Here is a 23,997-nt window from a genome sequence, read left to right as displayed (position 1 = left end):
TTGGCTCCCTTTGCATTACAGCGTCTGACACAGTTTCAAGGGCCTTCCTCAAGCCAGCTTGTCCAGCATCTCCTTGGTCACCAGCACAATCCCCTGCTCGGAGCGGTAGAAGCGGCGGCTATCCTCATCGGCATTCTCGCCCACCACCAGCCCATCGGGTAGCACACACCCTTTATCCACCACCACCCGGCGCAGACGGCAACCGGCACCAATCTCTACCCCGGGGAAGATGATGGCCTGATCCAAGGTGCAGAAGGAGTGCACCCGCACATTGGTAAAGAGCACCGAGTTGAGCACAAATGACCCACTGACGATGGTACCGCCCGAGAACATGGAGTTGATGGTCATGCCGTGCTGACCATTGCGGTCCTGCACAAACTTGGCCGGTGGCGTCAGGGTCTGGCTGGTCCAGATGGGCCAGTTCTGATCGTAGATATCGAGCTCGGGCAGCACGGAGGCGAGATCCATGTTCGCTTCCCAGAAGGAGTCCAGCGTTCCCACGTCACGCCAGTAGGGCTTTTGCCCCTCGCGCGCCCCGACACAGGACATGTTGAAGGGGTGAGCAAATGCCATCCCCTCCTCCACGATGCGGGGGATCACATCCATCCCGAAGTCGTGTTTGGAGTCCTGATTGTGAATATCCTCCTCCAGCAGTTGATAGAGGTACTCCGCCTCGAAGATATAGATCCCCATGGAGGCCAGCGAGCGATCTTCGCAACCTGGCATGGCGGGCGGATTGGCCGGTTTTTCGACGAAGGCGCGGATCTTGCGCTGCTCGTCGATATCCATGATCCCGAAGGCGGATGCCTCAGCCCGCGGCACCTCGATACAAGCCACAGTCACCTTGGCGCCAAGGCGCACATGGTCGAGCAGCATGGCAGCGTAATCCATCTTGTAGATGTGATCCCCCGCCAGCACCACCAGGTATTTGGGGCCGTAGTCACGGATGATATCGACGTTCTGATAGATGGCATCGGCGGTGCCGCGATACCAGTGCACCTCGTCCACCCGTTGCTGGGCAGGGAGCAGGTCGATGAATTCGTTCATCTGGTAACGCAGGAAGGACCAGCCCGATTGCAGGTGACGCAGCAGACTGTGAGACTTGTATTGGGTGACTACACCAACGCGGCGGATCCCCGAGTTGATACAGTTGGAGAGCACAAAATCAATGATCCGGAATTTGCCACCGAAATGGACGGCAGGCTTGGCGCGGTTGTCAGTCAACTGCTTCAGGCGACTACCACGTCCACCCGCCAGCACCAGTGCCATACTCTGGTTCAATAATTGTCGTGCTTTGGCACTATTTTCGGGCTCTAACAACATGATTTACCTCTGCCTTGTTTGATCTATTTTCAACTCATCTTCGCCTGTTTCGGCACCTGTGAAAGTGGTTTCACTCACATTTAACCGATCTCAATTGACCCTTTTCACCGAGTTGCGAGGAATAGCATGCTTTGCTCCGCCAGCTTGGTTAAAATTCCCCCACAAAGCAGCCACTTCAAGGATGACAAGATGGTTCACAAGCTCGGACGTACCCTCTTTCTGATCGCCACCATAGTGACCATACCCCTGCTGCTCCTGCAAGCAGTTTGGTTGGCCCTTCAGAGCACACCGCTCACTTTGGCCATTATTCTGACCACCACACTGCTTGGCATGATCCTGCTGTTGATGCTGGCCATCCGCACCATGGATGGCATGCTCCAGCATCAGGAGCTCACCTGGGTCAAGGCGATCAGAGGGCGGGATCCCTTACAACTCGATGAGCCCGCCTCCCAGGAGGTGCTGCAACAGCTGCTGGAACAGTTCGAAAGTGCCGAGCAGAGCGCTCATCGCCAGCTGACCGAGCTCAGCAATCTGGCCACCACCGACGAGCTGACCCAGCTACTCAACCGCCACGCGTTTCGCCGCGACATGACCGAGTTGCTGCAGAGGGATCAGGACACCCAGACCGCGACCCTGGTGCTGATCCGTGCCACCGAGCTTGGCAAGATCAACGCCCAGCGCGGCTTCCAATCTGGTGATGCCTACATCAAGGACATGGCAGCCCTTATCAAGCGGGTGGTAAGCCGCTTCCCGGGCAATCAGGTCTACCGCATTTCGGGGGCCGATTTCGCCGTGCTGGTGCAACCGGTGGCCAATATTCCTCCCCATCTGCTGGGGCAGGATTTGAAGGTGGCCTTCGATCACTATCAGGATCAGCACGAGCTGGAAAGCACCGGTTACTCGGGTCTGACCAAGCTCAGCAGCGGCCAGAAAATTGAAGCCGTGCTGGCCAGAGCGGATCTGGCGCTGGCTCGCGCCCAGACCGAAACCATCAACGGCTGGGCCATCCAGCAGGATGACAGCGCCTCCGAGCTACAGGGGCAACACCACTGGCGCGACGTGCTGACCGAAGTGCTGGCGCAGGAGCGCCTCAGCTTTACCTACCAGCCGATCCAGCCCCTGCACCGTAGCATGCTGGCTTACAACGAGATCTACACCCGCTTCAGCGGCAATGACGGCACCGCCCTGCCCACCGACACCCTGTTTGCCATGGCCCAGCGGCTGGATATGGTGATGCGGCTGGAGCAGCTGGTCATTACCCACATCATGCGCCAGTATCGGGCCTTTGGTGCCAACCAGAGTCGCTGGGGAATCAACCTCTCCCCCAACCTGCTGCAAAACAGCGCCTTCCTGATCTGGCTTGACCGCCAGCTGCTCAAAGATCCCAATACCAGCGCCAATCTGGTGTTCGAACTGGATGAAGAGCATCTGGAACGCAACCTGACAGGCGCCAAGCGGGTGTTTGAACTGCTGCGTCGCAACGGCAGTCGCTCGGCCATCGCCAATTTCGGCAAGGGGATCGGCTCCTTTACCCTGTTTCGCGAGCTCAAGCCCGACTACATCAAGCTGGACCCTGCCCTGATCACCGGACTGGAGCAGGATCAGACCAACCAGCAGTTCGTGCGGATGATCGTCGATGTATCGCATCGGATGGGGTGTCAGGTGATTGCAGAGGGGGTAGAACAGCTTGGTCAGAAACAGCTGCTGCAGGGGATGTACGTCGATGGCTTGCAGGGCTATCTGATCGCCCGGCCGCAACCGCTGCGACCGGATATCAGCCAGCTGGGGCTCTTTACTGAGGATGCTTCAGCTTTAAAAGGGTTAGAATGATGTCATTGAGCTGGCGATAGCGCTCCAGCTCTTTCTGATCGTAACGGGTCGCCAGCGTGGTGGGGTTGTGGCGGTTCTTGAGGTAACGGTTGATTTGCAGGCGATTGAACCCCGCCACCTGATAGACCTGGCCAAGCAGGGTATTGAGCTCATCGTGCTCCAGACCGGCTCTGGCCAGATAGTCCCCATCGGCGGGACTCTCGGTCTGGTGACTCCACTTGCCAATGCGACCACTCTCCTGCAGATAGCTGAGCCACTGTTCGATATAGAGAGGTTTACACCCCGCCAACAGGTTGAAAAAGCCCACCGCGTCGCAACGACAACCGCTCAGAAGCACGACCGCCAGCTGATCATCATCGCACTGGAAGGTCACAGGTCCGGCTTGCGCCCAATCCAGCGCCTGCACCCGAATGCTGGCCTTCTCACCCGCAGCTCCCGTTACGTCGAATACAAACATGGCGCTCCTCCCTTGGCAAAAGGTTGATGATGGACCATCCCCCTGACAGGTGCAAAGGCAAATCGGCTTTTAACTCATCAATCGGGCCATTCGACCATAAAAAAGACCGGCACCCTCACGGATGCCGGTCTTTGTCCCGATGGCCTGTGCGTTCAGGCCATCAATGGAGGCGCTTTCAGGCGTCCAGTTCAACCAGTGCCTTGGCCAGCTCGATGGGTTCGAGCTCCTGGCCTTCCAGGTCGGCGTTCCAGTTCGGGCCGACCAGTACATCGTCTTCATCCAGATCGTTGATCCAGATATCGAGAAACTCTTCCAGATCGATCACTTCCGGCTCGTAATCGGCCCACTCGTCAACACAGTGCAGACGGGCGTCCTCTTCGGCAGACCAGAGCGGCATCACGTCGGCATCTTCAAATTCGGCGGAGCGGCAGACGACCCAGTCTTCCCCATAGCGCAGACCCCACACCTGACCGGACTCGCGGACTTGTTCGATAAACAGTTGGAAATTGGCGTCAAGGTTGTCGTTAAGCATGCTCATGGGGTTCTCTCTTTCTTTCGGGTGCTGCGGCATTGTCGGGCGACAATACGATGGCCAAATGGTGTCGTAAAAGTGACATGGACTCAAGCATATTGGGGTTATTCCGGGAAAAAAGCCGGGATAACTCATATTTGCCTGCAAAAACGCCTCCCGATGGAGGCGTCTTGCAGATTCAGGAGATCAACGCTCCCAGTAAACCTCTTCCAGACTGTCCTCTTTCTCCGGCAAACCGCGGGAGAGACGGGGACTGCTCTGGGCCAACACCTCGTAGCTGACGCGGTTGGCGTATTTGCACACCTGGGCCAGTGAGGAGTAGGTCAGGAACTCGGAGATGTGCTTGGCGGAGTTGGGCACATTCATCCGGTGATAGGAGTTGGCCACCATGTCGTGCAGCACGGCGGAAAGGGCGCCATCCCCTGCCCCGTTGGTGTTCTTGATCTTCTCCGGGCCACCCATATACGGGGAGATGTGGAGTAGATACGGGCCGGTTTGCGGCACTTGACCCGGGCCATCGGGCGGCTGAACTCATACATGTTGAACTCGGGGATAACGCCGGGCAACAGGGTATGGGTGGTCTCGCGCTTGTAGTCCTCATCGGTATAACTCGCCATGTAAAGGCCGATGGGGCCAGCAGTACAGAGCACCATGTCGGCCCAGTCGAGCGCCTTGTCGGCAGCACCGAGCGGATCTGCGATGCCGGTCAGGGCTTCACCTTCGTCTTCGTTCATCGCCAGCACAGTCACGTTCTCGGCAATGAAGTCGCGCCACCACTGGGGGTTTTCGTCGATGACGAAACGGGTCCCCAGGGTCAGCACCACGGGAATACCGGCCTCACGGGCATAACGCACCGCGGTCATGGCCGCCTCTTTCATCGGATCACCATCGTCACCGCGTACCAGATAGGCGGTGATCACCAGGGCAGACGCCCCTTTGATCACATCCTCCGGAATATGCTGCACATCCAGCTGGTTCATCTTGCCGGCGTTGATGCCGAAGCTGCGCTCGCCGCACTCGGTAATGAAGGTGAAGCAACGGCCGATGGGGCCATCCACCGGCTGCAGATAGTCCAGATTGACGCGGGAAGAGGTGTTGCACAGATAACGGTAGGCGTAGCAGCCGATGCGAATATCCTGACTCATCACACCCAGCAGGATGGAGTGGGAATCGGCCAGTACCGAGTAGTTGTGTACCGTGTTGCCAATGGTGCCACCGGCAAACTCGCTCACTACCATGTTGTTGGCCTTGAGCTCGTCATAAATCCGTTCGGCTACATCGTCATTGATAACGACGGAGTGCCCCTTGCTCAGACCATAGCGGGTCAGAAAGTCTTCATCCACATGGGCTTCGATATCAACCAGGGTCTGATCAATCCCGACGACGTAGGCTTTACCCAGCTCGGTTAACAGGGGATTTTGCGGAACCAGGGGATCGCGTCTGTCGACAGGGAAGTAGTGTTTGGACTTGCGCTGACCGGGAAATTTCATGGCAATGTTCTGTGCTCTGGGGGAAAGAGGGGCGGGATTTTAACACAATCCGCCGCCCCGAAAAGTCGCCCTGTTTAAATAATGGAGTCAGTATAGACAAGGCTTGCAAGGAAAAACGTTTGCCTTTTCACCATAAAAAAACCACCCCGTCCGGGGTGGTTCCCTAGCATAAAAAAGCGCCTGTTTTCAGGCGGCTGCCATGCCCTGCAACAGTGCCAGTACCGAAAAGAGGCCGAGGGCGAGCCAGAACAGCAAGGTGCCCAGAAAACGGGGCACATTGGGGGCTTTGGGGATCTGGATGCCGATGGCATGCAGGATGCGGCCGACCAACAGCATTGCGCCACCGGCATGCAGCCAGAGCGCACCGGCACCGGATAGCTCGCACAGCGCCATCAGCAGCAGGGTCAGCGGCACATACTCGGCAAAATTGCCGTGGGCCCGGATCGCCGCCAGCAGCTCGGGGGCCTCCCCCTGCCCTATCATCACCCCGAACTGGGCGCGGCGTTTGACCACCCAGAAGGAGAGCCCCAGAAACAGCAGCCCCAGCAGGCCTGCGTAGATCAGCGTGATATGTACCATGACTCGACTCCTTGTTTGACTGACTGCCGGTCACTCATGCCAATTCGCGGCAGATGAGAGAGACCATCATCCTGATGTGGGCCTGATCGCTGTTGAGGGCCGGAATATATTCAAACCGCTCGCCACCGGCCTCCATGAAGATCTCCCGATTCTGTACCTGAATTTCCTCAAGGGTTTCGAGGCAATCGGCCGCAAAGGCAGGACAAATTACATCGAGCCGCTTGATGCCCGCAGCAGGCATACCGGCGATGGTCACGTCTGTGTAGGGCTTGAGCCACTCCTCCTTGCCAAAGCGAGACTGGAAACTGGCCGTCCACTGCCCGGACTCCAGCCCGAGCGCCTCGGCCAGCAAGCTGGCGGTATGGCGACACTGGTGACCATAGGGGTCCCCTTCGTTCTCATAGCGCTCGGGAATACCGTGGAACGACATCAGCAGGTGATCACCCTGGCCCTGCTGCTCCCAGTGACGGCGCACGCTCATGGCCAGCGCCTGAATGTATTCGGGGTGGGCGTGATAATCACGAATGAGCCGTACCACCGGCAGATTGCGTTCTCTCTTCATCGCCTTGCCCCAGGCATCGAAGACCGAGGCGGTGGTACTGACCGAATATTGCGGATAGAGCGGCAACAGGATCACCCGGGTGACCCCTTTGGCCTTGAGCGCCTGCCAGCCATCATTCACTGACGGGGAACCATAGGTCATCGCCAGCTCCACCGGCACATCGACCCCCTCCCGCTTGAGCTCCTGCTCCAGCGCAGCACGCTGCTGCTTGCTTATCACCATCAGCGGCGAGCCCTGCTCGGTCCACACCTGCTGATAGAGCTTGGCCACTTTGGGCGAGCGCGTCGGCAAGATGATGAAGTGGAGCAGCGGGCACCAGAGGTAACGGGGCAGGTCCACCACACGGGGATCGTGCAGGAACTGGCTGAGGAACGCTTTGACGGCAGCGGTGGTCGGTGCGGCTGGGGTACCCAGATTGACCAGCAATATTCCGGTTTTCGTGGTCACGTTGGCTTCCTGTCTATCTGTCATTATGCAAAAAGGGCCCGACAGGGCCCTTCTCTTTATTTATCTGATGGCACGGGAAACTGTGCCGGCAGCAAAGATCAGCCCAGAATGGTGGCAAGCTGCTTGCTGACCAGATCAACCGGCTGGGTGCCGTCGATCTTGACATAACGGGTGTGGCCCGCTTCCGCCTCTTTGCCGTAGAAACCGATCAGCGGCGCGGTCTGCTGATGATATACATCCAGACGCTTGCGTACTGTGGTCTCTTCGTCGTCGGCGCGGATCACCAGATCTTCACCGGTCACGTCATCCTTGCCTTCCACTTTCGGCGGGTTGAACACAACATGGTAGGTACGGCCGGAGCCGGAGTGAACGCGACGGCCGCTCATGCGCTTGACGATCTCTTCGTCCGGCACATCGAACTCCAGCACGAAATCAACCACGACACCGGCGTCCTTCATGGCTTGCGCCTGGGGAATGGTGCGCGGGAAACCGTCCAACAGGAAGCCTTTGGCGCAGTCCGGCTGAGCGATGCGCTCTTTGACCAGACCGATGATGATGTCGTCAGAGACCAGCTGACCTGCGTCCATCACAGCTTTGGCTTTCAGACCGAGCTCGGTGCCCGCTTTGATCGCCGCACGCAGCATGTCGCCGGTGGAGATCTGGGGAATACCGTATTTTTCCATGATGAACTGAGCCTGGGTACCTTTGCCGGCGCCCGGAGCCCCCAACAGAACAATGCGCATACACGCTCCTATTGATTGGTTATTCAAATCTTGCGAAGGCAAAAAAGTACACGGTTTCGCCCGTTTCTACAAGGGTGAGCCACTTGAATGAGCACTTTATCACCACAATAACCGGCTGATCGAACAGGATTTCATCGCAAGGGGAAGACGCAAAAATAGCCAAGGATTCAGCATAGAGCGCCAAATGCAGGAAGGAGGTACGGCAGAAAAAAAGATCCCGGCTCAGGGCCGGGAATTGTGCTCAAAAGTAACTACTTGTCGCTCGTAGTAGGAACAGGGCAATAGTAGTTTGCCCCCTGTGCGTCAACAACTGTCAGATGTAACAGGCAGGCCGCTATGGAACCGGAACTGCGGATCCGGCGAGCAGATTAGCTCGGCTTCCAGCTTGCCAAAGAAGGCCACCCGCTCGCTGATATCCTCCCCTGCGTACTGTTCGGCCAGGCTCAGGTAATCCTGATAGTGACGCGCCTCGGAACGCAGCAAAGAGACATAGAAGCGGCTCAGCTCCTCGTCCAGATGGGGCGCCAGCTTGGCAAACCGCTCGCAGGAGCGGGCCTCGATATAGGCGCCGATGATCATCTTGTCGACTATGGTGGCCGGCTCATGGGTGCGCACATGCTGCATCAATTGGCGGGCATAGCGGGAGGCCGTCACCGGCCGTATTCGATGCCGCGGGCCTGCATGATCTCCAGCACCTGTTCGAAGTGATGCAGCTCCTCCTGAATGAGTCTCACCATGGGAAACAGCAGCGGATTGCGTTCCAGCTCGGCAAAGACGGTGCGATCAGACTCCCCCATGCTGCGTTTGCCCAGGATCTCGGCCTTCTCCGGAATGGCATCCAGCTCGCGATAAAACTCCAGCTTGGGCAACAGATGGCGCTTGCCCTTGGGCAGGCAGTAGCGGCGCACCAGACTGTGGGCAGTGAGTGCGGCCTTGGTCTCGCAGTTGGCGTGATCGATGAGCAGGGTCGGTAAACGGGCCGGATCCCGCGCCATCTCTACCCACTCATCCGGGGTCTCGCACTGCAAAAACTGGCGCACTGGGGCTAGCAGATCATCCATCTGAACTCTCGTCTCTTAAAAGCGTATCGGTCATATATGTTGCCGCCTATGCTAGCGGATCCCGCTGGCCATGCCCATATCCGGCAAGATAAGCGGATATTTTTCAAACAGATATCTCCTCCCCCTTCTGCCGGTGTGAGGCAAAAACGACAATGGGGGCCACTGGCCCCCATCTCGCTATCCCATCCGGCAAAACCGCAAACGTTTAACTGCCTTCGTTAAAAATTTCCAGATTGCTGGTGCCTTCCTGCCATTCACGCACCGCTTTGGTGTCATCGTTGCGCAGGGCGTTGAGGTGATCCAGGTAGGACTGGTCCACGTCGGAGGTGACGTAGTGACCATTGAAGACCGAGGTCTCGAAGTGACGCAGATCCGGGTTGATCTCCCGCACGGCGGCTTCCAGATCTTCCAGATCCTGGAAAATCAGACCGTCAGCGCCAATCAGCTTGCACACCTCTTCCACTTCACGGCCGTGGGCGATCAGCTCGTTGGCGGTGGGCATGTCGATGCCATAGACGTTGGGGAAGCGAATTTCCGGCGCCGCCGAGGCGAAGTAGACCTTGGCTGCCCCCGCTTCACGGGCCATTTGGATGATCTGCTCGGACGTGGTACCACGCACGATGGAATCGTCCACCAGCAACACCTTCTTGCCCTTGAATTCGGAACTGATGGCGTTGAGCTTGCGACGCACCGACTTCTTGCGCTGGGTCTGGCCCGGCATGATGAAGGTACGACCGATGTAGCGGTTCTTCACGAAGCCCTGACGGTATGGCAGGTCGAGGGTGTGAGCAATCTCCAGCGCCACGTCACAGGAGGTCTCGGGGATGGGAATGACCACATCGACGTCGAGATCTTCCCACTCGCGGGCAATCTTCTGACCCAGCTTGCGACCCATGTTGAGGCGGGCGGCGTAGACCGAGACCTTGTCGATGCACGAATCGGGACGAGCGAAGTAGACATATTCGAAGATGCAGGAGCTCATCTGCGGGTTCTCCGCACACTGCTCGGAGAAGAGCTGGCCCTGCTCGGTGATGTAGATGGCTTCACCCGGCGCAATATCCCGCACCGTCTCGAAACCGATGGCGTCGAGCGCCACGCTCTCGGAGGCGAGCATGTACTCCACCTGGCCCTGCTCGTCCTGACGACGACCGAGGATCAGCGGGCGAATGCCGTTGGGATCGCGAAAACCGATGAGACCATGACCAATCACCAGCGAGACCACCGCATAAGCGCCGCGGATCTGCTGATGGGTTCTGCGCACCGCGGCGAAGATATCTTCGGGGCGCAGGGCCATCTTGTCACAACGATCCAACTCGTGGGCCAGCACGTTCAGCAGCACTTCCGAGTCGGAGGTGGTGTTGATGTGACGGCGGGCGACCTTGAACTGCTGCTCCTTGAGCTCCTTGGCGTTGGTGAGGTTGCCGTTATGGGCCAGCACCATGCCGTAGGGCGAGTTCACATAAAAAGGTTGGGCTTCAGCGGCACTTGAGCTACCTGCGGTGGGATATCTGACATGACCTATGCCGATGTTCCCTTGCAAACGCTGCATGTGGCGCACTTCAAACACGTCCTTCACCAGGCCATTGGCCTTGCGTTGCCGGAAGTTTCCACTATCAATGGTCACGATCCCGGCGGCATCCTGTCCCCTGTGCTGCAACACCGTCAAGGCGTCGTAGAGGGCCTGATTGACGGGGGTGGTGCCAACTATACCGACAATACCACACATGTCTTTGCTACCTCGAAGTCACTATACCTGTTTAAGAAAACTGGATGAGTTCAACATGAACCCGAAAAACCACTGGATCACCGGCTTGAACTCCGGCACCAGCTTGGACGCCACCCACCAGTCGCTCTGGGAGAGGTTGGTGAAGGTATCCATGAAAAAAAGCAGGGCACTGACGATCAGCACCCCGCGAATTGCACCGAAGCAGACCCCCAGCACCCGATCGGTACCGGAGAGACCCGTCTTGTCCACCAACAGGCCCACCACATAGTTGACCACGCTGCCGAGGATCAGGGTTGCCACAAACAGCGCCGCGATGGCCAGACCGTTGCGAACCAGCGCGTCGGAGAAGGAGGTGAAATAGACGGCGAGATCGGGATAGAAATGGCTGGCAATAAAGAAGGCGACGAACCAGGTGACAAGAGACATGGCCTCCTTGACGAAGCCGCGCACCAGGCTGATGAGAGCAGAGAAACCGACGATGCCGATGATGGCGTAATCAATCCAGACCATAGAAAAAGATGTCCTGCGAAATTGCGGCGCAGTCTAACAAAAACGATTGCGCATTGCTTGATAAAAATGTGTTAACTGTTCAAAGCGACGCCGAAAAGCCGCATTTTTTCAGCACTAAAACGGTTGATCGGCGCCAGAATGCACAACGCCATGGCAATGCCATGGCGTTGTGGTCTGCGGTGTGAGCTTACCCGATGTGGGTCAGGCCACCCATGTAGGATTGCAGCGCAGCCGGGATGGCGATGCGGCCATCTTCCTGCTGGTAGTTCTCCATCACGGCAACCAGGGTACGACCCACCGCCAGACCGGAGCCGTTCAGGGTGTGCAGCAGCTGCGGCTTGCCGTCGATACGCACCCGAGCCTGCATGCGGCGCGCCTGGAAGTCGGTGCAGTTGGAGACAGAGGAGATCTCGCGGTAAGTGTTCTGGGCCGGCAGCCACACTTCCAGATCGTAGGTCTTGGAAGCGCAGAAGCCCATGTCACCGGTAGAGAGCGCCATCACGCGATACGGCAGCTCCAGCAGTTGCAGCACCTTCTCGGCGTGACCCACCATCTCTTCCAGTGCATCCCAGGATTTCTCCGGGTGAACCAGCTGAACCATTTCAACCTTGTCGAACTGGTGCATACGGATGAGGCCACGGGTATCACGACCGTAGGAACCGGCTTCAGAGCGGAAGCAGGGGCTGTGAGCGGTCATCTTGATTGGCAGCTCTTGGGCGTCAAAGATCTCGTCACGGGCCATATTGGTGAGCGGCACTTCGGAGGTCGGGATCAGGGAGAACTTGCGCACCTTGCCCTCTTCTTCCCCTTCACCTTCGATACCGGTATTGAACAGGTCCTGGGCAAATTTCGGCAACTGACCGGTGCCATAGAGGCTGTCCGGGTTCACCAGATAGGGTACATAGCACTCGGTGTAACCGTGCTGCTGGGTGTGCAGATCCAGCATGAACTGAGCCAGGGCACGGTGCAGACGGGCAATCTGACCCTTCATCACTACGAAACGGGTACCGGATAGTTTGACGCCGTTCTTGAAGTCAACGCCCTTGGCCGCTTCGCCCAGATCGATGTGATCGCGTACCGGGAAGCTGAACTCGCGCGGGGTACCCCAGCGGCGCACTTCCACGTTGTCGTTCTCGTCACGGCCCACCGGCGTGGTCTCGCTCGGCAGGTTGGGGATGGCGTCGGCAATGGCTTTCAGCTGGGCCAGCAGGGCATCCAGCTCGACCTTGCTGGTTTCCAGCTCGTCGTTGATCTTGGTCACTTCGGCCTTGAGCGGGGCAACATCTTCACCACGACGGGCAGCTTCACCGATGGATTTGGAGCGGGCGTTGCGCTCGGCCTGCAGCTCCTGGGTACGGGACTGCAGATCCTTGCGTTTCTCTTCCAGAGCGTTGACAGCCGCTACGTCCAGAACGTAGCCACGTGTCGCCAGACGAGCGGCAGCCTCTTCGATATCGCTGCGCAGATATTTGGGATCCAGCATGGTTTACCTACTTTTTTAAAATGGGATCTGGGCCTGAGTCGTCATGACGGGCTGGGAAACAGATCCGGAAGTTAACATCGGTTGGCGCACCCCAATCGTCTTCAGAATCGGGCCTTAACTATCAGGCCTTCGAGATCAAGAAGATGGCGCAAGGCCAAGACAAGCGGGGTCAGACGGGCAGTGTAGCAGACCGCCCCCCCGCCCGAACAGGGACTATTTGTGTCGTTTTTACCGACTTTGGCACGCAAGCCGTCCTGCATATTCAAACGCCTGACCAATTTTCAGCCACGCGGGGTAACAAAGGGGCTATTTGCCCCGTTGCTGCGGACTTTGCCTGTCCAGTTCATGGAGGTAATCGAGCTTCTGACCAATCTGCTTTTCAAGGCCGCGATCGGTGGGCTGGTAGTACTGCTTGCCGGCAAGCTCGGGCGGGAAATACTGCTCGCCCGCAGCATAGGCGCCCGGCTCGTCATGGGCATAGCGATACTCGGCGCCATAGCCCAGATCGCTCATCAGTTTGGTCGGCGCATTGCGCAGGTGCACCGGCACCTCGAAGTCAGGGAGGTTTTTGGCATCATGGAGCGCTGCCTTCCAGGCGGTATAGACCGCATTGCTTTTCGGGGCACAGGCGAGATAGACGATCGCCTGGGCGATGGCCCGCTCCCCTTCCGCCGGCCCGATCCGATGGAAACAATCCCAGGCCGACAGGGCGACCTGCATGGCGCGGGGATCGGCATTGCCCACATCTTCCGAGGCAATCGCCAGCAAGCGGCGGGCTATATAGAGGGGATCGCAACCGGCGCTTACCATACGGGCATACCAGTAGAGCGCCGCATCCGGCGCCGAGCCGCGAATGGATTTGTGCACCGCCGAGATGAGGTCGTAGAAGTGATCGCCCCCCTTGTCGAAGCGGGCCACGTGCTCCCCCACCACGGCAGCGAGCAGGGCACTGTCGATCACCCGCGCCCCTGTGCTGTCGGTTTCGGCCATGTCGGCCAACAGCTCCAGATAGTTGAGGGATTTACGCCCGTCTCCATCCACCGCCTTGGCCAACGCCTCTTTGACGCCCGGGGCAAAGGTGAGTGCCGGATCATTGAGACCACGGGGATCAGTCATCGCCTGATCGAGCATGGCGAGAATATCGCTCTCCTCCAGTCGCTTGAGCAGATAGACTCGGGCCCTGGAGAGCAGTGCGTTGTTGAGTTCGAACGAGGGGTTTTCAGTGGTGGCACCGATAAAGGTGATGGTGCCATCCTCGATGTGAGGCAGGAACACATCCTGCTGACTCTTGTTGAAGCGGTGCACCTCATCCACAAACAGGATGGTGCGCACTCCGCGCCAGCTGTTCTCCTTCGCCTTGTCGATGGCGGCGCGGATCTCCTTGATACCGGAGGTGACCGCAGAGAGTCGCTCCACTTCCGCCTGACAGTAGTGAGCCATCAACTCCGCCAGCGTGGTCTTGCCGGTACCGGGCGGCCCCCACAGGATCATCGAGTGGCAGTGACCCGCCAGAATCGCTTTGCGCAGGGGCTTGTCAGCCCCCAGGATATGTTGCTGACCGATATACTGGTCGAGGTTTTGCGGCCGCATCCGGGCCGCCAGCGGACGAAAGTCCGATGAAAAATCCAGCGACAAGTTACTCATCTGTATTGACCACCCAGCGTCACGCCACTCGCCTTTGACTGGCGTAGTGGCGAGCAATCCAACGACCGCTTGCTCATTAGCGCTGGTCGTCCAGCTCGACCCCCTTCGGGATCTTGAAAACAAATTCGTTGCCCTTGAGCACCGGCTTGCGGTTGAAGCTGCTCAGGGTGAATTCACTCCACTGCCCTTGCGCCTCTTTCACATCGAAACGACTGATGTTGTCTTGTCTGTCGAAGGTGACACGGAAGGAGGCGATCAGCTCATCCTTGTTACGGCTGGTGACGGTGTAGACATCACCCTGCTGGGTCACGTCATAGTTCTTCCAGAACTTGTCGTCATTGCCGGCGATCAGAATAAAGGGGGTGTTGAGCACCGCATCTTTCAGCTTGAGGGCGGTCACCTGCTCGACGAAGGGATCATAGACCCAGACATCCTGACCATCGGCCACGATCAGGCTCTCGTCCGGCGAGGTGGTGTGCCAGTTGAAACGGTTTGGCCGCTGCACCAGCAGGTCGCCGCTGGCCTTTTGCAGCTCCTTGCCCTTGCTGTCATAGACGGTCTGGGCAAATTTGGCGGAGAAGAGGCTCACCCCCGCCAGCTTCTGTTTGAGATCGCTGGCCGCATCGGCCCACACCTGGCTGCTGGCCATCAGCAGCACGGTACCTATCAACAGTTGTTTTTTCATCACGCTCTTCATAAAGACGCTCTCGATAAAAGGCCACGCCCGCGGAGGGCATGGCCAGGGATAGTATGAAACGGTGAGGCTTAGTCCCGCACCGGCGGCGGTGCCAGCACGTCGCGCTGACCATTGCCACCCGGTGAGCTGACGATACCCTGATTCTCCATCTGCTCAATGAGACGGGCTGCCCGGTTGTAACCAATCTTGAACTTGCGCTGGACGCTGGAGGTCGAGCCACGGCGGGACTCCACCACGAAAGCGACCGCTTCGTCGAACAAGGGGTCGAGCTCTTCATCGCCACCACCGCCATATTCGCCGCTGCCACCTTCGCCACCCGACTCACCGGAGAGGATCTCCTCGATGTAGTTCGGCTCGCCGCGCAGTTTCCAGTCCGCCACCACCTTGTGCACTTCGTGGTCATCGACAAAGGCACCGTGTACCCGGGTCGGGTTGGAGGTACCGGCCGGCATGTAGAGCATGTCGCCCATACCGAGCAGAGATTCGGCGCCGCCCTGATCAATGATGGTGCGCGAGTCGATCTTGCTCGACACCTGGAATGAGATCCGGGTCGGGATGTTGGCCTTGATAAGACCGGTAATGACATCCACCGACGGACGCTGGGTCGCCAGAATAAGGTGAATACCGGCGGCCCGCGCCTTCTGGGCGATACGGGCGATCAGCTCTTCCACCTTCTTGCCAACGATCATCATCATGTCGGCAAATTCATCCACCACCACCACGATGTGGGGCAGTTTCTCCAGCTCTGGCGGCATCTGATCCATGGAGTCACCCGGGCGCCACAACGGATCCAGCAGGGGTTCCCCCTCCTCGATGGCGGCCAGTACCTTGTCGTTGTAGCCCTTGAGGTTGCGCACCCCGACTGCCGACATCAGCTTGTAACGGCGTTCCATCTCGCCCACACACCAGCGCAGGGCGTTGGCGGCATCCTTCATGTCGGTCACCACCTCGGTCAGCAGGTGCGGGATCCCTTCGTAGACCGAGAGTTCCAGCATCTTGGGGTCGATCATGATAAAGCGCAGATCATCGGGGGAGGACTTGTAGAGCATCGAGATGATCATGGTGTTGACCCCCACCGACTTACCGGAACCTGTGGTACCGGCCACCAGCAGGTGCGGCATCTTGGCCAGGTTCACCACCACCGGCTCGCCGGCGATGTCCTGACCCAGGCCCATGGTGAGCGGGTTGCGGCTATCGCGGAAAGCATCGCAGTCGAGGGTTTCACGCAGGTAAACGGTCTGGCGCACCCGGTTGGGCAGCTCGATACCGACATAGGTTTTCCCCGGGATCACTTCCACCACCCGCACGCTGCTGGCAGAGAGGGAACGGGCCAGATCACGCGAGAGGTTGGTGATCTTGCTCGCCTTCATGCCCGGAGCCAGATCCAGTTCAAAACGGGTAATGACCGGACCCGGATAGACACCGACCACCTTGGCCTGCACGTTGTAGTCGGCAAGTTTGGCCTCCACCAGACGGCCCATGCGATCCAGCTCATCCTTGCTCATCATCTGAGTCTTGGCTGGCGGTCTGTCGAGCAGTTCGATACTCGGCAACGGCGGCATTGTTGACTGCGGACGACGCTTGGGCTTGGTCGGTGCGACGGCTACCGGCGCGGCGACCTCGTCGTCCCCTTCGGCCCAGGGCAGATCCAGATCGTCCTCATCATCGTCATCGGCCACAGCCAGTACCGGCTGGCGGCGACCATTGGCGGCCGCCACCGCACGTTTAGGATTGGCAGCCGGAGCCGGCTCATCATCTTCATCATCAAACTGGGGATCGAACTCGAAGGTATCGTCGTCGAGTTCCGGCAGCCACTCTTCGGCGGCAGCCTTCTGATTCTTGGCCTTGGGCTTGCGCGTCCAGCTGGTGTGTGGCTCATCTTCCTCATCATCAAACGCGATGGCCCCTACCCCGCCTTCCAGCAAGGGATCCGGCCCCTCGTTGCGGGGTTGACGCCAGCCACCGGTCAGCCAGCGGCCGAGGGTGGTCGGAAAGTGGTAAACAGCGCTGACCGAACCGGTGCAGGCCGCGCCGATCTGCTCGACGATGGTGAGCCAGGACCAGCCGGTAAACAGGGTGATGCCGGTTGCCACGAAGCAGAGCAGCATCAGGTTGGCCCCGACGCCGCCAAACAGCGGCACCACTGCAGAAGCGATCACATCCCCCACCAGACCACCGGCGGAGAAGTTTTGCATATCGTTGAAGTTCATGCTGGCAATGGCCGACATGCCGAGCACAGTCAGGATAAAGCCGATGATCCGCACCCCCAGGGTGAGGTAATCCACATCGAGCAGACGGCTCGGGCGCCAGAACAGACTCCAGCCCAGCAGTACCACCAGCGGCGGCACCAGATAGGAGAAAGCACCAAAGGTAAACATGGTGATATCGGCGAGCCAGGCACCGGCACTACCGGCGAGGTTCTTCACCTCCCCTTGCCAGGAGGTCTGGGACCAGCCGGGATCAGCGGGATGATAGGACAACAGGGCAAGCAGAAGATAAGCAGCCATCAGGGTGATGGCGATCAAGACGGCTTCGAAGATCCGTTGTGTACCTGATAAAGGAGTAAACAGCTTTTTATCGGCCAAACTCCGGCTCCTTTCTGAAAACATGTAATGCAGGAAATAAGGGGGCCTAGTATCCCCGAAAAGCCCATCGATTGTCAGCCAGAGCCTGATGGGACGGGGCCATATTTGCAATTATCTTTACAAGAAGAAACGAGCGGACCGGCCGCTCGTTTCTGACTGTCATGGTGTCTCATATGGAAAAGACACCACGGCATAACCTGCTTTATCGGGTGCTGATCACCAGACGACTGCTCTGCTTGACCTCTTCCATCACCACGTAGGTGCGGGTGTCATTGACACCGGGCAGACGCAACAGGGTTTCCCCCAACAGACGGCGGTAAGCCGACATGTCGCTGACTCGGGTCTTGAGCAGATAGTCGAAGTCACCGGAAACCAGATGACACTCCTGGATCTCTTCGAGCACCTGAACAGCCTTGTTGAACTGTTCAAACACATCAGGCGCCCCGCGATTGAGGGTTATCTCTACAAACACCAGCAGAGATGCGTCCAGATAATGAGGGTTCAGAATAGCGGCATATCCTTCGATATAACCTTGTCGCTCGAGGCGACGAACCCGTTCCAGACACGGTGTAGGACTCAGGCCAACTCGCTTGGACAACTCAACATTCGAAATCCTGCCATCCTTTTGCAGTTCATTAAGAATGTTGCGGTCAATCCTGTCCAAATCCTTTAGCCGACTCTTAGCTTCCATCATTTTATTCCATCCTTTGGCTATTTTTTGGTAAGAATCACCAGTCATTTTATAATTATGGTCACAAATCCTGTCAATACCTGAATATACTAGGCGCAAATGTTGGTTAACATTTTGGCAACATGAAACACCAATCTATAGACGAGGGATAGCATGATTATCGGTGTACCTAAAGAGATAAAAAACCATGAATACCGCGTAGGCATGGTTCCGGCCAGTGTACGTGAACTGACAGCACGAAACCATACTGTTTTCGTCCAAAGCGGTGCCGGAAACGGCATTGGCTTCAGCGATGCAGATTATATCGCTGTTGGAGCCGAAATTTTGGCCTCTGCAGCAGAGGTTTTCGCCAAAGCCGAGATGATCGTCAAGGTCAAGGAACCTCAGCCTGTCGAATGTGCCATGCTGCGTCCGGGTCAGACCCTGTTCACCTATCTGCATCTGGCGCCAGACTTGCCCCAGACCGAAGCCCTGCTTAAAAGCGGCGCCATCTGTATCGCCTATGAAACCGTCACCGACGGCCGTGGCGGCCTGCCCCTGCTGGCCCCCATGTCGGAAGTGGCCGGACGCATGTCTATTCAGGCGGGTGCCCAAGCGCTGGAAAAATCGCGCGGTGGTAGCGGTGTGCTGCTCGGCGGCGTACCCGGTGTCGAACCGGCCAAGGTGGTGATCATCGGCGGCGGCGTGGTCGGCTCCAATGCAGCCCGCATGGCCATTGGCCTGCGCGCGGATGTCACCATCCTCGACAACAACATCGATACCTTGCGTCGTCTTGATAACGAGTTCCAGGGAGCAGCCAAGGTGGTTTACTCCAACAGCGAGACGCTGGAGCGACATCTGCTGGCGGCCGATCTGGTCATCGGCGGCGTACTGGTGCCGGGTGCCACTGCGCCAAAACTTGTCCGCCGTGACCACATTGCGCGCATGAAGCCGGGTTCTGCCATCGTCGATGTGGCCATCGATCAGGGCGGCTGTGTGGAAACCTCCCACGCCACCACCCATCAGGATCCGACCTATATCGTCGATGAGGTGGTGCACTACTGTGTCGCCAACATGCCGGGGGCGGTGGCCCGCACCTCGACCGTGGCGCTCAACAATGCCACCCTCCCCTTTATCATCAAGCTGGCCCAGCAAGGATATCGTCAGGCACTGCTGAACGATCCCAACCTGCTGCACGGGCTCAACGTGATGGAGGGCAAGCTCACCTGCAAGGAAGTGGCCGTGGCACATGGCCTTGCCTACACGGATCCCCTGACCCTGCTGAACTGATCTGCGCTGGCCTGCGCCAGTTGGAGATGAGTGAAAATCCGCCCGCGATGGGCGGTTTTTTTATTCCTTTATTTTGCATGTCACCCCTTGTGAACACGATTAGTGCAATCGACTCACCAGCCTTTGACCCCGGATCACGAATTACCTACAATCGCGCAAACTCATCACATCCCGGAAATGACATCATGAGCCAAGTCACGCACAGCAAATTGCTGATCTTAGGGTCAGGCCCGGCCGGTTACACCGCGGCCGTCTACGCCGCCCGCGCCAACCTCAATCCCCTGCTCATCACCGGCATGCAGCAAGGGGGTCAGCTGACCACCACCACCGAAGTGGAAAACTGGCCAGGTGATCCGGAAGGGCTGACCGGCCCTGCCCTGATGGAGCGCATGAAAGAGCATGCAGAGAAGTTCGATACCCGCATCCTGTTTGATCACATCAACAGTGTCGAACTGACTCAGCGCCCGTTCCGTCTCAAGGGCGACAACGGCGAGTACACCTGCGATGCCCTGATCATCGCGACCGGCGCCTCCGCCAAGTATCTGGGTCTGCCCTCCGAAGAGGCCTTCAAGGGTCGCGGCGTCTCCGCCTGTGCCACCTGTGACGGTTTCTTCTACCGCAATCAGGAAGTGGCGGTGATCGGCGGCGGCAACACCGCTGTTGAAGAAGCCTTGTATCTGGCCAACATCGCCAAGAAGGTGCACCTGATCCACCGCCGCGACGAATTCCGTGCCGAGAAGATCCTGATCAAGCGTCTGCACGACAAGGTCGCGAGCGGCAATATCGTGCTGCACACCCACCAGACTCTGGACGAAGTGCTGGGGGATCAGATGGGGGTCACCGGTGTGCGCCTGCGCAACACTCAGGACAACAGCACCAGCGAGCTGCCGCTGATGGGCGTCTTCATCGCCATCGGCCACCAGCCCAATACCCAGATCTTCGATGGCCAGCTGGAGATGCAAAACGGCTATCTGAAGGTACGTGGCGGCCTCGACGGTTTTGCCACCCAGACCAGCATTGAAGGTGTCTTCGCTGCCGGCGATGTGGCCGACCACAACTACCGTCAGGCGATCACCTCTGCTGGTACCGGCTGCATGGCAGCCCTCGATGCCGAACGCTACCTCGACGCGCAATAAACAAGCGCAGTGTCTAGTCCTGAAATAGGTTTACACATTTTCAACTAGCATTTCTCTACTCAGAACCCCCTATGGACCGCATCGGGGGTTCTGTATTTCAACGCATGATGCGGCCGCTCCGCGTTGTAAATATCCACTGCTTCACGCACCATTTCCCGCGCTTGCGTCAAATCCTGCGGGCTTTGCAACAACAACTCTCCTTTCAAAATCCCGTTCACCCGCTCCGCCAACGCATTCTGGTAACAGTCATACCCATCCGTCATCGAGCATTTCACCCCGTACCGTTCATGTAATGACTGATACAGCACAGAGCAATACTGCACGCCGCGGTCCGAGTGATGGATGAGTTCACCGCCGCCACGCCGTTGCTTCAGTGCTTTCTTAAACGCCATCGCCACCGATTCGGCGTGCATCCCTTCGTGCACGTGATGGCCCACTATCTTGCGTGAGTACGCATCCGTCACCAGGCTCAGGTACAGCGGTCCGCTCCTGGCTGGCAGATAGGTGATATCAGCAACCCAGACCTGCTCCGGAGCCACCGGTGTGACCTGCTCTGGCCCCGCCTTGAGCAAGTTGGGATGACGGTAGAAACGGTGAAAACTGTGGGTGGTCTTGTGATACGCCCGTCTGGGCTGCACCAGCAAGCGGTGCTCGGCCAATATCCGAAACAGCCTGTCCCGCCCGACCTTGAGCCCGCCATCATCCTGACCCTGCAGCAGATAATGTAGCTTGCGGGTGCCGACCCGAGGTTGTCGCAGTCGAACCTGACGCACGAAGCGCACCACCTGCAATCCTTGTGCATGGCGCTCGTCGGCGACCCGATTGCGCTTGTAGTAAGCCTGCCGGCTTATCCCTAGAAACAGGCAAGCCCTGACAATGGTCAGCCTCTCGACTTGCCGCTGCGAGAGGACTTGCCGGGTCGCTTTTTTACGATGGAGACGCCGTAGTCATTCTTCAGCACATCGACGACGGCCTCAAAGAACTGGGCTTTCTGGCTCATCAGCGCCAGCTGTTGCTCGAGTTCCTTGATGCGCTGTTCGGGCGTCTGGTTGTCGGGGTCAGGCATGGTGATGCTCCTGCCGGCACGAACAGAAGCCCCCTGGCTCCAATCTTGCCGACCATGTTTACGCAACCATACCAGAACGGTGGAGCGGCCCTGAATGCCATAACGCACCTGAGCCTGTTTGTAGGTGAGCTCGCCTTTTTCAATCTGCTCGACCAGCGCCAGTTTAAAAGTCAGCGAGTAATCGCGCTGTGTCCGTTTCACACCTTGTCCCATTGGGTTCTCCATTTATTGGGGGGAAAGGTGTAAACCATATTCAGGATGGGACACAGATGTGATATAAGGCATACCAGTCGGTATGCCTTTTTTATTTAAAGGAGTCTAATGAAACAGAAGATATTGATTGTCGAAGATAGCCTGACCATCCGCCGTATGCTGACTCAGGCCATTGCCCAGCAGACAGGCCTCGAGATTGACGCCTTTGATACCCTCGAAGGTGCCCGTCACTGCCGGGGCGAGGAGTATGTGGTCGCGCTGGTGGACCTGACCTTGCCGGATGCGCCCCGTGGCGAAGCGGTCAACGAGCTGCTGGCTCGAGGTTTGCCGGTGGTGATCCTCACTGCCGACATCAGCGAGGATAAACGTGCCGCCTGGCTGGAAACCGGCGTGCTGGACTATGTGATGAAGGATTCGCGCCACTCGCTGCAATATGCCGTCAGTCTGGTGCACCGCCTCTATCTCAACCAGTCGATCGAAGTGCTGGTAGTCGACGACTCACGCACCTCCCGTCACCGCACCATGGCCCAGTTGCGCAAGCAGTTGTTGCAGGTGCATGAGGCCAGTCATGCCCGTGAAGCGATGGCGATGCTGGAGCAACACCCGGACATCCGGCTGGCACTGGTCGACTACTATATGCCGGATATCGATGGCATCAGTCTGGTGCGGATGCTGAGAGAGCGATACAGCAAGCAGCAGCTCGCGATTATCGGGATCTCGGTCTCGGACAAGCGCGGTCTCTCTGCTCGCTACCTCAAGCAGGGCGCCAACGACTTTCTCAACCAGCCGTTCGAGCCGGAAGAACTGCAGTGTCGGGTCAGCCACAATCTGGAAGCGCTCGAGCAGTTCAACAGCATTCAGGAGTCAGCCAATCGTGATTACCTGACCGGTCTCTACAACCGGCGCTACTGGTTAAACGAAGGGCAAAAATGGTTTGAAGAGCATCAGCGCCTGCAGACGCCTCTTGCACTCTGTGTGCTCGATGTGGATCACTTCAAGCAGGTCAACGATCACTGGGGCCATGCCATCGGCGATCAACTGCTCTGCCATCTGACCCGGCTACTGACCCAGTTCTTCCCCGATGCCATGATCGCCCGCTTTGGCGGAGAGGAGTTTGCCATGATGGTGCCTCACTGTACCGTCCCCGTGTTGATCAAGCGTCTTGAAGGGCTGCGTCAGCAGCTGCGCCAGCAACCTTTGTCACCGGAAACCCCGCTCTTTGTTCGCGCCAGTTACGGCGTGATCAGCGTCGGGCGGATATCCATGGACGAGGCGCTGAGCGTAGCGGATCGGCTGCTCTATCAGGCAAAGAACACCGGTCGCGACAAGATAGTCTCTCAAGAGATAACTATCTGAATCCTCAGGGCATCAGTCCCGTGTATTACCGCCCGACAGACTTTCCGACAGGAGAGTCTGCGGGTTCCTTTCCTGCCACAGTCTCCCCATCACCATGACTATCGAAAGTCAGTAAGTCTTGTCGACCCGCACCCCATCATCGAAGTAGAGAATGCGCACCTTGTCTCCATTGGCAAAGACCATGGCGGGATCATAATCCTGGATCACGTTGATAAGGGCATTTTGCTCGTTGCGGATCAGCAGCTCCACCAACTTGTTTTCCACCACGGTTCCCCCGGACTGGTATTGTTGCGCAGCTGCAGCTCCCGCCAGCGCCCCGACGGCGGTGGCGATCTCACGACCATGACCGCCGCCAAACTGGTTGCCCAGCAGACCGCCCAACACGGCACCACCCAGCGTCTTCCAGCCAGAGTGCTCGGACTCCAGGATCTGGCGCTGGGTAATATTGCGCACCGTTTCGACCTGACCAAACACCACCTGATTGACGGGCCGCGCGGTATTGCGCTGGTAGACCTCCGCCCCGGCAGGCGCCGTGACAAAGCAGAGCAAGCTGGATACTATCAGGATAATGGCCTTCATCTATAAACCTCGTTGCCT

Annotated in this window: 20 protein-coding genes and 2 pseudogenes; 5 read left to right on the top strand and 17 right to left on the bottom strand. The window is 58.1% G+C overall.

The features are described 5' to 3' along the window. Positions 1-48: 48 nt before the first annotated feature. Positions 49-1,323 (bottom strand): glucose-1-phosphate adenylyltransferase, encoded by a 1,275-nt coding sequence (glgC, locus tag ACTG2U_RS01225; protein ID WP_064338134.1) that lies wholly within the window; start codon positions 1,321-1,323, stop codon positions 49-51. A gap of 189 nt (positions 1,324-1,512) precedes the next feature. Here glgC and ACTG2U_RS01220 point away from each other — a divergent pair, with 189 nt between their 5' ends. Continuing rightward, on the top strand, positions 1,513-3,153 hold the full coding sequence (locus ACTG2U_RS01220; protein WP_439973901.1) for an EAL domain-containing protein: 1,641 nt from the start codon (positions 1,513-1,515) through the stop codon (positions 3,151-3,153). Here ACTG2U_RS01220 and ACTG2U_RS01215 read toward each other — a convergent pair. The 9 genes and pseudogenes from ACTG2U_RS01215 to ACTG2U_RS01175 form a co-directional block, all read right to left on the bottom strand. Further along, positions 3,116-3,610, bottom strand: a complete 495-nt coding sequence (locus tag ACTG2U_RS01215; RefSeq protein WP_042055706.1) for a hypothetical protein — start codon at positions 3,608-3,610, stop codon at positions 3,116-3,118. The genes ACTG2U_RS01220 and ACTG2U_RS01215 overlap by 38 nt on opposite strands. Positions 3,611-3,785: 175 nt before the next feature. After that, entirely contained in the window at positions 3,786-4,148 is a 363-nt protein-coding gene (locus ACTG2U_RS01210; protein WP_005337077.1) for a DUF2750 domain-containing protein, read from the bottom strand. A gap of 180 nt (positions 4,149-4,328) precedes the next feature. Beyond that, a pseudogene (locus tag ACTG2U_RS01205) lies at positions 4,329-5,632 on the bottom strand (inosine/guanosine kinase). A gap of 186 nt (positions 5,633-5,818) precedes the next feature. Then, positions 5,819-6,211, bottom strand: coding sequence for an MAPEG family protein (locus ACTG2U_RS01200; protein WP_005359993.1), 393 nt, complete (start codon positions 6,209-6,211; stop codon positions 5,819-5,821). 34 nt (positions 6,212-6,245) lie between these two features. Further along, entirely contained in the window at positions 6,246-7,220 is a 975-nt protein-coding gene (gene hemH / locus ACTG2U_RS01195; RefSeq protein ID WP_240533573.1) for a ferrochelatase, read from the bottom strand. A gap of 98 nt (positions 7,221-7,318) precedes the next feature. Further along, a complete protein-coding gene (gene adk, locus ACTG2U_RS01190; RefSeq protein ID WP_439973900.1) occupies positions 7,319-7,963 on the bottom strand; it encodes an adenylate kinase in 645 nt (214 codons plus the stop codon). Positions 7,964-8,266: 303 nt separating this feature from the next. Beyond that, positions 8,267-9,024 (bottom strand): annotated as a pseudogene (gene miaE, locus ACTG2U_RS01185) (tRNA isopentenyl-2-thiomethyl-A-37 hydroxylase MiaE). Between the two features lie 205 nt (positions 9,025-9,229). Then, positions 9,230-10,750 carry an amidophosphoribosyltransferase gene (purF, locus tag ACTG2U_RS01180; RefSeq protein WP_005351229.1) on the bottom strand — a complete coding sequence of 507 codons (1,521 nt, stop codon included), beginning with the start codon at positions 10,748-10,750 and terminating at the stop codon, positions 9,230-9,232. Positions 10,751-10,771: 21 nt separating this feature from the next. Next, complete coding sequence (locus tag ACTG2U_RS01175; protein ID WP_128815423.1) at positions 10,772-11,260, bottom strand: CvpA family protein; 489 nt, start codon at positions 11,258-11,260, stop codon at positions 10,772-10,774. Between the two features lie 8 nt (positions 11,261-11,268). On the opposite strand from ACTG2U_RS01175, the gene ACTG2U_RS01170 reads away from it, so the two are divergent. Then, positions 11,269-11,445, top strand: a complete 177-nt coding sequence (locus ACTG2U_RS01170; protein WP_155396129.1) for a hypothetical protein — start codon at positions 11,269-11,271, stop codon at positions 11,443-11,445. Between the two features lie 2 nt (positions 11,446-11,447). On the opposite strand, the gene serS is transcribed toward ACTG2U_RS01170, so the two are convergent. From serS to lrp, 5 genes are all read right to left on the bottom strand, one after another. Next, positions 11,448-12,743 (bottom strand): serine--tRNA ligase, encoded by a 1,296-nt coding sequence (gene serS, locus ACTG2U_RS01165; RefSeq protein ID WP_005337087.1) that lies wholly within the window; start codon positions 12,741-12,743, stop codon positions 11,448-11,450. Positions 12,744-13,049: 306 nt separating this feature from the next. Further along, entirely contained in the window at positions 13,050-14,387 is a 1,338-nt protein-coding gene (locus ACTG2U_RS01160) for a replication-associated recombination protein A (RefSeq protein WP_021230553.1), read from the bottom strand. A 76-nt stretch (positions 14,388-14,463) separates the two neighbouring features. Further along, a complete protein-coding gene (gene lolA, locus ACTG2U_RS01155) occupies positions 14,464-15,072 on the bottom strand; it encodes an outer membrane lipoprotein chaperone LolA (RefSeq protein ID WP_236396459.1) in 609 nt (202 codons plus the stop codon). 80 nt (positions 15,073-15,152) lie between these two features. After that, positions 15,153-17,669 (bottom strand): DNA translocase FtsK, encoded by a 2,517-nt coding sequence (locus ACTG2U_RS01150; RefSeq protein ID WP_307772296.1) that lies wholly within the window; start codon positions 17,667-17,669, stop codon positions 15,153-15,155. Between the two features lie 202 nt (positions 17,670-17,871). Then, complete coding sequence (gene lrp / locus ACTG2U_RS01145; RefSeq protein ID WP_005300047.1) at positions 17,872-18,363, bottom strand: leucine-responsive transcriptional regulator Lrp; 492 nt, start codon at positions 18,361-18,363, stop codon at positions 17,872-17,874. Positions 18,364-18,513: 150 nt separating this feature from the next. Here lrp and ald point away from each other — a divergent pair, with 150 nt between their 5' ends. Further along, entirely contained in the window at positions 18,514-19,629 is a 1,116-nt protein-coding gene (gene ald / locus ACTG2U_RS01140; protein WP_257687476.1) for an alanine dehydrogenase, read from the top strand. Between the two features lie 185 nt (positions 19,630-19,814). Next, on the top strand, positions 19,815-20,765 hold the full coding sequence (gene trxB / locus ACTG2U_RS01135) for a thioredoxin-disulfide reductase (protein ID WP_019445530.1): 951 nt from the start codon (positions 19,815-19,817) through the stop codon (positions 20,763-20,765). Between the two features lie 59 nt (positions 20,766-20,824). Here trxB and ACTG2U_RS01130 read toward each other — a convergent pair. Further along, positions 20,825-22,044, bottom strand: a protein-coding gene (locus ACTG2U_RS01130) for an IS3-like element ISAs31 family transposase (RefSeq protein WP_439973848.1) whose coding sequence is annotated in 2 segments (ribosomal slippage) — positions 20,825-21,696 and positions 21,696-22,044 — 1,221 coding nt in all. Because the reading frame shifts where the segments join, the coding sequence is not laid out codon by codon here. A gap of 108 nt (positions 22,045-22,152) precedes the next feature. Here ACTG2U_RS01130 and ACTG2U_RS01125 point away from each other — a divergent pair. Beyond that, positions 22,153-23,400 (top strand): diguanylate cyclase, encoded by a 1,248-nt coding sequence (locus ACTG2U_RS01125; protein ID WP_257687477.1) that lies wholly within the window; start codon positions 22,153-22,155, stop codon positions 23,398-23,400. 108 nt (positions 23,401-23,508) lie between these two features. On the opposite strand, the gene ACTG2U_RS01120 is transcribed toward ACTG2U_RS01125, so the two are convergent. Continuing rightward, complete coding sequence (locus tag ACTG2U_RS01120; RefSeq protein ID WP_005337104.1) at positions 23,509-23,979, bottom strand: glycine zipper 2TM domain-containing protein; 471 nt, start codon at positions 23,977-23,979, stop codon at positions 23,509-23,511. Between the last annotated feature and the right edge of the window lie 18 nt (positions 23,980-23,997).

Source organism: Aeromonas sp. 95A (assembly GCF_051919235.1).
In the GTDB taxonomy this organism is placed as follows: Bacteria; Pseudomonadota; Gammaproteobacteria; order Enterobacterales; family Aeromonadaceae; genus Aeromonas; species Aeromonas veronii.
The sequence above is the reverse complement of the archived record's forward strand: the minus strand, read 5'-3'. Positions and strand labels throughout refer to the sequence as shown.